8 protein-coding genes and 1 pseudogene are annotated in these 11,435 nt (G+C 75.5%); 5 read left to right on the top strand and 4 right to left on the bottom strand.

The genetic code is table 11. The features are described 5' to 3' along the window. The first annotated feature begins 97 nt into the window (after positions 1-97). Positions 98-946 carry a PucR family transcriptional regulator gene (locus tag ACFXGA_RS37230; protein ID WP_378096871.1) on the top strand — a complete coding sequence of 283 codons (849 nt, stop codon included), beginning with the start codon at positions 98-100 and terminating at the stop codon, positions 944-946. 56 nt (positions 947-1,002) lie between these two features. Here ACFXGA_RS37230 and ACFXGA_RS37225 read toward each other — a convergent pair whose 3' ends face one another. After that, positions 1,003-3,780, bottom strand: coding sequence for a GNAT family N-acetyltransferase (locus tag ACFXGA_RS37225; protein WP_378096869.1), 2,778 nt, complete (start codon positions 3,778-3,780; stop codon positions 1,003-1,005). A gap of 169 nt (positions 3,781-3,949) precedes the next feature. On the opposite strand from ACFXGA_RS37225, the gene ACFXGA_RS37220 reads away from it, so the two are divergent. Together ACFXGA_RS37220 and ACFXGA_RS37215 are read left to right on the top strand one after the other, a co-directional pair. Continuing rightward, complete coding sequence (locus ACFXGA_RS37220; RefSeq protein ID WP_378096866.1) at positions 3,950-4,630, top strand: TVP38/TMEM64 family protein; 681 nt, start codon at positions 3,950-3,952, stop codon at positions 4,628-4,630. A gap of 109 nt (positions 4,631-4,739) precedes the next feature. Continuing rightward, a complete protein-coding gene (locus tag ACFXGA_RS37215) occupies positions 4,740-5,558 on the top strand; it encodes a lipase family protein (RefSeq protein ID WP_378096863.1) in 819 nt (272 codons plus the stop codon). Positions 5,559-5,607: 49 nt separating this feature from the next. On the opposite strand, the gene ACFXGA_RS37210 is transcribed toward ACFXGA_RS37215, so the two are convergent. Further along, positions 5,608-6,441, bottom strand: a complete 834-nt coding sequence (locus ACFXGA_RS37210) for a siderophore-interacting protein (protein ID WP_378096860.1) — start codon at positions 6,439-6,441, stop codon at positions 5,608-5,610. Between the two features lie 195 nt (positions 6,442-6,636). Between ACFXGA_RS37210 and ACFXGA_RS37205 the strand changes: the two genes are divergently transcribed. Both ACFXGA_RS37205 and ACFXGA_RS37200 read left to right on the top strand, forming a co-directional pair. Next, positions 6,637-8,655, top strand: a complete 2,019-nt coding sequence (locus ACFXGA_RS37205) for an MDR family MFS transporter (RefSeq protein ID WP_378096858.1) — start codon at positions 6,637-6,639, stop codon at positions 8,653-8,655. 192 nt (positions 8,656-8,847) lie between these two features. Continuing rightward, on the top strand, positions 8,848-10,113 hold the full coding sequence (locus ACFXGA_RS37200) for a hemolysin family protein (RefSeq protein ID WP_378096855.1): 1,266 nt from the start codon (positions 8,848-8,850) through the stop codon (positions 10,111-10,113). A 41-nt stretch (positions 10,114-10,154) separates the two neighbouring features. Here ACFXGA_RS37200 and ACFXGA_RS37195 read toward each other — a convergent pair whose 3' ends face one another. Next, entirely contained in the window at positions 10,155-10,859 is a 705-nt protein-coding gene (locus ACFXGA_RS37195; RefSeq protein WP_378096852.1) for a M24 family metallopeptidase, read from the bottom strand. Positions 10,860-11,142: 283 nt separating this feature from the next. Continuing rightward, positions 11,143-11,370 (bottom strand): annotated as a pseudogene (locus tag ACFXGA_RS37190) (aminopeptidase P N-terminal domain-containing protein); the annotation flags it as partial. Positions 11,371-11,435: the final 65 nt, after the last annotated feature.

The following is an 11,435-nucleotide window of genomic DNA, read 5'->3' as shown; positions in this document are numbered from 1 at the left end:
CTCCTGGCCGCTCCCCCCCCGGGGTGGGGGGGGGGCGGGGGGGGGGGGGGCGGGGGCGGGGGGGGGGGGGGCGGCGGGCCCCACGGGGGGGGAGGCGGTGCTGAAGGCCGCCGACGCCGCCGTGGTCGCCGTCGCCGAGGGCTACGAGGAGGCGCAGCGCTGGGCGGTGCGCCAGGAGGAGTCGTTCCGCCGCGAGTTCGTCGACGACCTGCTCGACGGGCGCAACCTGGGTCAGCTGGCCGAACGCGCGGAGCGGTTCGGGTTCCGGCTGGCCGGCGGCAACGTCGTCGCGGCCGTCCGCTCCGCGCGGCCGATCGTGGACGGCGGCGAGGTGGCCCGTGCCGTGGAGGCGTCGCCGGGCCTGCGCCGGGACTCCCGCGACGTCCTGGTCACCACCAAGGACGGCCTGCTGGTCTGCGTCGCGCCCGACGTGATGACCGACGTGCCGGACGAGTTCACGCGGCAGGTCGCCGCCGCGCTCGGCGACACGGCGTGGCGGGTCGGGCTCGGCCGCGCCCACTCCGGGCCCGGCGGCGTGGTGCGGTCGTTCGAGCAGGCCAGGTACGCCCTGGACCTCGCCGAGCGGCTGGACCTGCCCGGACGCCTGCACAAGGCCGTGGACCTGCTGGTCTACCAGGTGCTGCTGCGCGACAGCGCCGCGCTGGCCGACCTGGTGTCGGTCGTCCTGGAGCCCCTGCGCGACGTGCGGGGCGGTCCGGGACCCCTGCTGGACACGCTGTCGGCCTACTTCGCCCACGGCCGGGTCGCGGCGGCCTGCGCCCGCGAGCTGCACCTGGGCGTGCGCACGGTGACCTACCGCCTGCAACGCGTCGCGGAACTCACCGGTCACCACGTGGACGACCCGGTGCAGGCGTTGTCGCTCCAGGTCGCCGTGCTGGGCGCGAAGCTGCTCGACTGGCCGTGGCCCGAGGACCAGTCGCCGTGACGGCGGGGCGGGCGGCTCGCCGACGTCGTGGCCCGGACCCGGTGCCGGCCGAACCGTCACGGCGTCGCGATCCGCGCGATGAGCGGCGCGGCCTCCGACTTCCGGTTGTCCTCCAGCACCGCGATCGCGCGCGACAGCAGGTCGGTCGACGGGTGGCCCGGGTCGGAGGCGAGCAGCAGGTCGCGCAGCCGGCGGCACGACCGCGCGGCGTAGTTCAGGTTCTCGGCCCGGTAGTGCAGCGCCACCGCCCGGCGCAGGTGCGCCTCGGCCAGGTCGTCGCGGCCGGTGGTCGACTCCAGGTCGGCCATCGAGTCGGCGACGTGCGCGAGCCCGTAGGCGTTGTCGGACCTGGCGTAGAGCTGCTGGGCGAGCCCGTGGTGACGCCTGGCCTCGACCGGGTCGCCCAGGGCCTGGCAGGTGCGGCCGAGGAGGCGGAAGGTGCCGGCCGTGGCCGCGTCGTCGCCCAGCCCGGCGTAGAGCTTGAGCGCCTCCGACGCCGAGTCGAACGCGTCCGCGAACGCGCCCGCCCGCAGCCGCACGTCGGCGAGGCCGTTGAGCGCGTTCGCCCGACCCGGCACGTCGCCCAGCTCCTCGAGCGCTTCGAGCGCGGTCGTGTACTCCGCGATCGAGGCCGCGTGGTCGCCGCTCTCGCCGAGCGCCCGCGCGAGCGACTGCCTCAGCCGGACCTCCACCGACCGCTCGCCGAGCCGCGCGGCCGCCGCGACCGCGTCGGCGCAGGTGGCGATCCAGTCCCGCAGGCGCGCGGTCAGGTAGGCGTAGTTGGGGATCGTCCACGCCAGCTGCCACGTGTAGGGGTGGAGCTGCTCGGCCGTGGCGAGCGCGATGGCGGCGAGCAGGTTGTCGTACTCGGCGGTGAACCAGGCCATCGCGTCGGACCGGCCGGCGAGCACCGGCAGCAGCTCGGGCCGCAGGCACGGCGCGAGCGCCACCTGCCGGCGGTGGTCGTTGATCAGGCGGTCGGCGCGGTGGGCCGCGTGCAGCAGGTGGTTGAGCAGCGCGACCAGGACGTCCGCGCGGCGGCCCGGCGCGTCGTGCCGCCGGGTCATCTCCAGGCCGTAGGCGTGGGCCAGGGTGTGGAAGGAGTAGTGGGTGGCCGTGGTGCGGCCCAGCAGGTGGCAGCGCACCAACTCGGTGAGCGTCTCCCTGGCCTGGAACTGGTCGTGCCCGGTCATCGCGGCGGCGGACGCCACGTCGATCGCCGAGCCGGGAAACAGGGCCAGGATCCGGAACCCCTCCGCCATGGCGGGGGACAGGTTGTCGTAGGACAGGGAGAACACCGCGCGCAGGTCGCCCGCGTCCGCCAGCCGCAGGACGTCCAGCGCCTCGCTCTTGCTCTCCAGCGCCCGGACGATGGTGGCGAGCGAGTTCGCGGGGTCGTCGACGGCCCGGGCGGCCACGACGCTCAACGCCAGCGGGTGCCCGCCGCACGCGGCCACGACCCGGTCCACGGCCGCGCGCTCGGCCTGGACGCGGTGGTGCCCCAGGCGCTGTTCGAGCAGGTGGACGGACTCCTCGTCGCTGAGGGGCGGCAGGGGGACGCGCTCGGCGTCGTGGTGCACGACCAGGCCGTACAGGCGGTGGCGCGCGGTCACGACGGTGAAGCAACCGCGCGAGCGGGGCAGCAGCGGCCGGACCTGCTCGCTCTCGCGCACGTTGTCGATGATCAACAGGAGTCGCCGGTCGTCCAGCGTGCTGCGCAGCAACGCCAACCGGTCGTCGGGGTCGGACGGGATGGACGACGGCGGCACGTGCAGCGCGCCGAGGATCATCCGGGCCGCCGCCTCCGGCGTGACCGCCTCCCGCGTGGGGTCGAACCCCCGCAGGTCGACGTACACCTGGCCGTCCGGGAACAGGTCCCGCGCGGTGTCCCCCCACCACACCGCCAGCGTGGTCTTGCCGATGCCCGGCTGGCCGTCCAGGACGCACAGCCGGCTGCCCGACGCGGCCCCGGCCAGCGCGTCGAGCCGGTCGAGCTGCGCCTGCCTGCCGATCATGCGCTGCACGCCGAACGGCAGGTTGTTGGGCGTCGTGGCCCGGGCGGGCGCCTGGTGGACGGTGATCGGACCGTTGACGACCCCGGCCTGGACCACCGTCCCGATCGTCCCGGCGCCGGCGTGGTTGCCCGCGGCGAAGGCCGCGCCCGATAAGCTCGCGTCGGCGGGCCGGATGCGCTTCAGCATCTCCTCCAGGTGGCCCTCCGCCGCCACGTCCGCGTAATAGCCCCGGTACAGGTCGGTGAGCACGCGCGCCACGTCGTCCGGACCCGGCGCGGTGTCGTCGCGGACGCCCCGCCACAGCAGGAGCATCGGCACCAGCCCGCCGGGGTGGGCGAGGTCGGGCATCGAGTAGTCGCGCAGCGACGTCACCGGCCGTGCGCCCCACCGCTCGTAGAAGGCCAGCCGCCGGGCCGGCAGCGGGTCGTGGCCCGGCGCGCGGGCCGGGTCCTCGACCTCCAGCGCGATGCCGCGCACCGCCGGTTCGGCCCGCAGGTCGTCGGCGACCGCGGCGAGCAGCGCCGCCCCCGCGCCCGAACCCCGCGCCGAGGACAGCACGGCCAGGTACTCCAGGTAGGCGGCCCGAGCCGTGGGCAGGGACAACGCCGTGGCGAACCCGATCAGGCGGTCGTCGGCCGAGTGCGCCGTCCACAGCCACGGGCCGTCGCGGCGGGCGACCGTGTCGTGCGCGCCCCGCTCGGCCGGGGGGAACGCCTCCTCCCGGATCGCGTCGATCCGGTCGCGGTCCCCGGGCGGCACGTCCGGCCACGCGCGGCGGCGGATCGACAACCGGGCCGGCCCGGCACGACGCTCGTCCATGCAGTGGGATGCTACCGCCGCGGAGGGCTGCCACCTGGCGATATGCCGGGGCGGACGCGGTTGCGGACCCGGTCGGGGAGCGCGCGCGACCTGCCCGGACGGCGTCCCCGGCGCGACGACCTCCCCCAGGCGACCGGCGACCGCGGGCGCATCGGGTAGGAACTGCGGTATGGGATCGGGGCAGCGGCGGCACGTCCGGGTGATCGGCCTGGCGGTGGCGGTGGCGGCGCTGGCCGTCGCGGCCGCGTTCGCCGACCTGCCCGGACCGGACCGCCTCCGCGACTGGGCGGACGACCGGGGTCCGTGGGGACCGGTCGCGTTCGTGCTGCTGTGCGCGGTGGGCACGGCCGCGTTCTTCCCGAAGCCCGTGCTGGCGACGGCGTCGGGCCTGCTGTTCGGGGTCCTGCCGGGCCTGGTGGTCGCGGTCGTCGGCTGCACGGCGGGCGCGCTGATCGCCTTCGGGGCCGCCCGCCTCCTCGGCCGCCGGTCCGTCGCGCGGTGGCTCGGCTCCGGCCGGCTCGCGACCCTCGACGCCGTGTTCGCGCGCCACGGCCTGGCCGCCACCGTGGTGCTGCGCCTGCTGCCGGTGGTCCCGTTCGCGGTGTCCAACTACGGCGCGGGCGTCACGTCCGTCGCCCCCGCCTCGTTCGCCGCCGGCACGGCGCTGGGCCTGGCGCCGACCACCGCCCTGGCCGTCGTCCTCGGCGACGGCGCGGCCGACCCGTGGTCGGCGAGGTCGATCGCGGCCGCGGCGGCGTGGCTGGCGCTGACCGCGATCGGGGGCGTGTGGGGCGGCCTGCTGCTCCGCCGGGCGCGCCGGTCGCCCGACGACCCGGTGCGGACCGCCTGACGGCCACCGGCGCGTCACCGGAACCGGTGCACTTCGCCGCCGGCCCGCGCCGCGCGCCCACCACCGGGCCACGCTGGGGTCGAAGCACCCGACGACGAGGAGCCCGGTCATGCCCGTCCAGACCTTCGACCACACCGCCACCGGCTACAGCGTGCGGCAGGCGCTCCGGATGGCCGAGGCGGCGAAGCTGGCCTACCAGTCGCCCGAGGAGGTCGAGCGGACCGCCCGCGAGTGGGGCTTCGACCGGGTGCGGCACCACGAGACGGCGTTCCGGCCGCCGTTCCCGCTGGAGGACACCCAGGCGTTCACCCTGGGCAGCGACCGCATGATCGTCACCGCGTTCCGCGGCACCGAGCCGAAGAAGATCCAGGACTGGCTCTCCGACGGCACCACCCCGCCGTGGCCCGGCCCGGCCGGCCGGGGCTTCGTGCACTACGGCTTCGCCGAGGCGCTCGACTCCGTCTACCCCGGCGTGCGGGACGCGATCGTGGAGTTCCGCGACCGCGACCAGACGATCTGGTTCACCGGCCACAGCCTGGGCGGTGCGCTGGCGTCGCTGGCCGCGATGCGGCTGCACTTCGAGGACCCCCGGCTGCTCGCCGACGGCGTCTACACCTTCGGCCAGCCCCGGGTGTGCGACCCCGGCCTGGCCAAGGCCCACGACGAGGCGTTCGCCGACCGCACCCACCGGTTCGTCAACAACAACGACGTGGTCGCGCTCCTGCCGCCCGAACCGGCCTTCCACCACATCCGCACGCTGCACTACCTCGACTCCGCCGGCCGCCTGCGGGACCGGATGCCGGTGGTCGCCGGGCTCGCCGACCGCGCCAAGGGCCTGACCGCCGACCCGTTCTCGCCCGCCTCCGACGGCATCCGGGACCACCTGATGAAGAACTACCTGGCGGCCCTGGAGAAGAACCTCGACTGACGGCCGGCCGCCACCCCCGTCGAGCCGTGGGCTCGGCCGCGATCGTCCGCTACACCCGCGCCGAGCCGAGCTTCCAGTAGCCGCTGAACATCACCGACCGGCGGTCCACGCCCCGTTCCTTCACCAGGTGGCGGCGGACGCCCGTGGCCAACGCCGACTCGCCGCAGACCCAGGCGTAGTCCGGGGCGGGCCCGGGCAGCGCGGCCACGGCCGGCAGCACGTGCGAGCCCGGCGCGTCGTCGCCCCGGCACAGCCAGGTGACCGGCGCGTCGAACGCCACCCGGTACTCCTCCGAGGGCACCTCGGCGAAGATCCGCGCGTCCGCCGGCGCCCCCGCCTCCACGATCGCGGCCAGCGCGGGCAGCGCGGTCTCGTCGGCGACCAGCAGCACCGCGCCGCCGGACGGCGGGCGGTACCCCGAGTTGCCCGCCCGGAAGCCCACGGACTGGCCGACCTCGGCCCTCGTCGCCCACCGGGTGCCCGGCCCGGCGTCCCCGTGCAGCACGAAGTCCACGTCGATCTCGCGCGCCTCGGGCCGGTGCGCGCGCACGGTGTACCACCGCAGGTCGGGGCGGTCGGCTTCGGGCAGGGCGCGGATCGCCGTGCGGACGTTGACCCGGTCCTCGTCCGGCATCGTCAACGGCCGGCCGGGCGGTGGCATGACGAGCCCGAAGCACTCGTCCGGGCCGGTGGGCCGGAAGTCGGCGAACCCGTCCGCCCGGAACGTCACCCGCCGCAGGTGCGGCGTGAGGTCCGCGACCGCCACGACCTCCATCACGAACTGGTCGAACACCTCCCGCTGGTTGGCGGGGGCCGTCACCAGGGCGGCCGCCTTGGTGAGCACCTTGAGCTGCAGCTGGTCCAACGTCGAGTACCGGGGCATGCAGGTTAGCCTAACCTAATCATGTCCGCCTGGGGATCACCCCACGGTCACGCCCCCGGCCCGGTCGCGCGGCCGTTGGCGCTCGCCGTGAGGTGCCCGTGCCCCGATTCGGGCACGTCCCGTGGCGCGGACGTCCCGGCGCGCGGTGATCACCCGGCCGTGGGCCGCGGCGGGCGGGGCGGCGGTGCCGGACCTATGGTCGGGGCACGGGAGGTCCACGTGGTCGAACGGGTCGAGGTCGGGCGCGGGGCACAGCGCGCCGTCGTCTCGGTGATCATGCTCGGGATGCTGCTCGCCGCGCTGGACCAGACGATCGTGGCGACCGCGCTGCCCACCATCGTGAGCGACCTCGGCGGCGCGGGGCACCTGTCCTGGGTGGTCACCTCGTACCTGCTCGCCGAGACCGTCATGACCGCCCTGATCGGCAAGTTCGGCGACCTGTTCGGGCGCAAGCGCGCGTTCCTGGCGAGCGTCGCGCTGTTCCTGGTGGGCTCGTTCCTGTGCGGCTGGGCCGACTCGATGACCTGGCTGATCCTCGCCCGCGCGGTGCAGGGCCTCGGCGCGGGCGGGCTCATGGTGACCTCGGCGGCGGTGATCGCCGACGTCGTGCCGCTGTCGGAACGGGGCAAGTACCAGGGGTTCATCGGCGCGGTGTTCGGCGTCGCCACCGTCGTCGGCCCGCTGCTCGGCGGCCTGTTCGTGGACCACCTGAGCTGGCGCTGGGCGTTCTACGTGAACCTGCCGCTGGGCCTGGTGGTCCTCGCCGTCGGCGCGGCCGCGCTGCCCGGCGTGCGCGACGCGGGCCGGCCGAGGATCGACTACGCGGGCATCCTGCTCATCGGCCTCGCCGCGACCGGCCTCACCCTGGTCACGAGCTGGGGCGGCGTGGAGTACCCGTGGGGGTCGCCGACGATCCTGTGGATGGCGGCCGGGTCGCTGGTCGCCCTGGGCCTGTTCGTGGTGGTCGAGACCCGCGCGGCCGAGCCGATGCTGCCGATGCGGCTGTTCCGGAGCCGCGTGTTCACCGTGTGCACGGTGCTGAGCTTCGTCGTCGGGTTCGCCATGCTCGGCGGCGTCACGTTCCTGCCGACGTACCTGCAGTACGTGCACGGCGCGTCGGCGACCCGGTCGGGCCTGCAGATGCTGCCGCTCGTCGTCGGCCTGCTCATCGCCTCGGTCACCACCGGCAACGTGATCAGCAAGACCGGCCGCTACCGCGCGTTCCCGCTGGTCGGAAGCCTGCTCATGGTGACCGGGCTGCTCCTGCTCTCGCGGTTGCGGCCGGACACCCCGTTCTGGCAGGCGTCGGCGTACATGCTCGTGCTCGGGCTGGGCGTCGGCATGTGCATGCCCGTGGCGATGGTCGTCGTGCAGAGCACCAGCAGCTACGAGGACCTGGGGGTCGCCACGTCCGGCGTGAGCTTCCTGCGCACGCTGGGCAGCTCGTTCGGGGTGGCGGTGTTCGGCACGGTGTACGCGAGCCGCCTGCCGGACAACCTCGCCGCCGCGATCCCGCCGGGCGTCGACCCGGCCGCGGCGGCGAACGTGCAGGCCCTGCACGCCCTGCCGGACCAGCTCAAGGCCCCGATCGTCGCCGCCTACGCGGACACCCTGCACGCGGTGTTCCTGTCCGCCGCCCCGGTCGCCGCGGTGGCGTTCGTGGTCGCGCTGTTCCTCCGCGAGGTGCCGCTGCGCGACACCGCCCGCGCCGCCGCCACCGAGGTGGGCGACAACTTCGCCGCGCCGCACACGTCCGACTCCGGGCACGAGCTGGAGAAGCTGGTGGCGCTCATCGTCAGCCGGGAGCGCCGCGACCCCACGCCGGACGTGCTGCGCGAGTCCGGCGTCCCGCTCACCCACGCCCAGGCGTGGCTGCTGGTCCGGGTGTTCCGCCAGAGCGTCGACCGCGGCCACGCCACGCTCGACCGCCTGGCCCGTGACACCGGCGTGCCCGCGGGCGTGTTCGAACCGGTGGCGCGGCAGCTCCAGACCAGGGGCTACGTGACGGAGTCGGCGGGCGGGTACCGCTTCACGCCCGAGGGCACCGGGGTGTTCACCGACCTGGTCGCGGCCTGGCGGCGGTGGCTGCTGGTCAAGCTGACGGACTGGCACTGCGACGACCGCGAGTTCACCGACGCGGTGGAACGGGTCGCCACGGAACTGACCGTGACCGGCCGATCCCTGACCACGGGCCGTCACGCCGCCGTCGGCTGACCGCGTCGGGCGGACGAGCGCCGCGCGCCTGCGCACCGTGCCCGGGCGTGACCGCGGTCGTCTCGCAGTCGGCGAACGCGGTCGCCGGCGTCCGGGCGCACGGCGGTGCGGCGGGTCGCCGTGCGGGACGGGTCGCCGCACATGACCGACCCGCCGGTTGCGGGACGGCTCCGGGCGGGTATGGAGTCGGGTGTGGACGGGTACGGGTGGACGATCGCGCTGGTCGCGGTGTTGGTGCTGCTGAACGCGTTGTTCTCGGGCAGCGAGATGGCGTTGATCAGCCTGCGGGAGGGGCAGCTGCGGTCGTTGGAGCGCGACGACCGGGCCTCGGCGAAGACGCTCGTGCGGCTGGCGCGCGACCCGAACCGGTTCCTGGCCACGATCCAGATCGGCATCACGCTGGCCGGGTTCCTGGCCTCGGCGACGGCGGCGGTGTCGTTGGCCGCGCCGCTCGTGCCGCTGCTGTCGTTCCTCGGCGACGCGGCGAACCCGGTGGCGATCGCCCTGGTCACGGTGGTGCTGACGTTCCTGACCCTGGTGTTCGGGGAGCTGGCCCCGAAGCGGCTGGCCATGCAGTACGCGCTGCGGTGGGCGCTGCTCGCGGCCCGGCCGCTGCACGTGCTGTCGGCCGCGTCACGACCGGCGGTGTGGGCGTTGAGCGCGTCCACGAACGTGGTGGTCCGGCTGTTCGGCGGCAAGCCGGAGGCGGAGTCCGAGCAGATGTCCGCCGACGAGCTGCGCGAGCTGGTGTCGGCCCAGCGCGGCCTCAACGCCGAGCAGCGCATGATCATGACCGGGGCGCTGGAGATCAGCGAGCGCCGGCTGCGCGAGGTGCTGGTGCCGCGCCGCGCCGTGGTGACGCTGGACGCCGACCTCGACGTGCCGTCCGCCCGCGCCGAGCTGGCCGCCTCGGGCCACTCCCGCGCGCCGGTCGCGCGCGGCGGGCACCTGGACGACGTGGTGGGCGTGGTGCACCTGCGCGACCTGCTGCGCGACGACGCCCGGCTGGTCGACGTGGCCCGGCCGCCGGTGGTCTTCCCGGACTCGGTGCGGGTGTCGGACGCGCTGCGCCGGTTCAAGGCCGAACGCGAGCAGCTCGGGCTGGTGGTGGACGAGCACGGCGCGGTCGACGGCATCGTCACGCTGGAGGACCTGCTGGAGGAGGTCGTCGGCGAGATCCTGGACGAGACCGACCGGGACGTGATGGCGGTGCGCAACGGCGCGGACGGCTCGCTCGTGCTGCCCGGCACGTTCCCCGTGCACGACCTGGCCGACCTCGGGGTCGAGCTGCCCGACGCGCCGGAGGGCGACTACACCACCATCGCGGGCCTGGTGCTGGTGCTGCTCGGCCGGATCCCCGAGGTGCCGGGCGACGAGGTGGCCCTGGCCGACTGGACGATCAAGGTGCTGAAGGTCGAGCACCACGCCATCACGTCCGTGCGCATGCGGAAGCGGTGAGGCGCGGGGCCGGGCGGCGGGTCGGCCGCCCGGCCCGGCGGTCAGCGGCCGGCGGCGGCGACCCACGCCTCCAGGCCGGCGGCGTCGCCCGGCAACGCGGACGAGAGCACCCGGTTGCCCCCGGGCGTGACCACGACGTTCTCCTCCAGCCGCACGCCGATGCCCCGCAGCTCCGGCGGCACGGTCTCGTCGTTGGGGTGGAAGTACAGGCCGGGCTCCACGGCCAGCGCCATGCCGACCTCCAGCGTGCCGTCGTGGTAGGCCTCGGCGCGGGAGTTCGCGCAGTCGTGCACGTCGAGCCCCACGAAGTGGCCCACGCCGCAGGCGATGTAGCGGCGGTGGTGCTGGCCGTCCGGGTCCAGCGACTCCTCGACCGACACCGGCAGCAGGCCCCAGTCGTGCAGGCCCTCGGCGAGCACCCGCATCGCCTCCCGGTGGAAGTCCCGGTACTCCGCGCCGGGCCGCACGGCCGCCAGCGCCGCCGCCGACGCCCGCTCGATCAGCTCGTGCACCTGCCGCTGCGCCGGCGTGTAGGAGCCCGACACCGGCAGCGTGCGGGTGATGTCGGCGGTGTAGAGGGTGTCCAGCTCGACGCCCGCGTCCAGCAGCAGCACGGCGTCCTCGGGCACCGGCCCGTCGTTGCGGACCCAGTGCAGCACCGGCGCGTGCGGCCCGGCGGCCACGATCGAGGCGTAACCCGGCCCGTTGCCGGCCGTGCGGGCGCGCCGGTCGAACGTGCCCTGCAACCACCGCTCGCCGCCGCCCTTGACGGCGGCCCCCCAGCTCGGCGGCGACGTCGGCGAACCCGAGCACGGTCGCGTCCACGGCGGCCTGGAGCTGGTCCAGCTCCCAGTCGTCCTTGACCCGGCGCAGCTCGGCCAGCACGGTCCGCAGCTCGGCGGTGTGGTCGGGGCCCGCCAGCGCGTCCAGCAGCGGGTCGACGCCGTAGGTCGCGTGCACGGCGGGCAGCCTGCCGCGCAGCGCCGACGGCAGCTCGTGCAGCGGCCGGCAGCGCAGGCCCAGCGCCTCCGTCCACTCGGCCAGGCCCGGCACCGGGCCGATCCACAGCTCGCCGTCGCGGGCGTTGGCGAAGAAGTCCGGCTCGTCCGGACCGGCGGGCGGCCGCAGGTACAGCTCCGCGTCGTGGCCGCCGGCGACGGGGTGCATGACCAGCACCGCGCCCTCCGCGGAGCAGCCCGTCAGCCACGAGAAGTCGCTGTCGGGCCGGAAGCCGTAGTCGGTGTCGTTGGACCGCACGGGCGCCCAGCCGGCGGCCACGGCGATCCGCGCGCCGGGCAGGGCGGCGCTGAGCCGGTCGCCTC

Source organism: Actinosynnema sp. NPDC059335, assembly GCF_042752395.1.
GTDB lineage: Bacteria > Actinomycetota > Actinomycetes > Mycobacteriales > Pseudonocardiaceae > Actinosynnema.
Note: the sequence above shows the minus strand (reverse complement) of the source record. Positions and strands in the feature narration are given on the sequence as shown.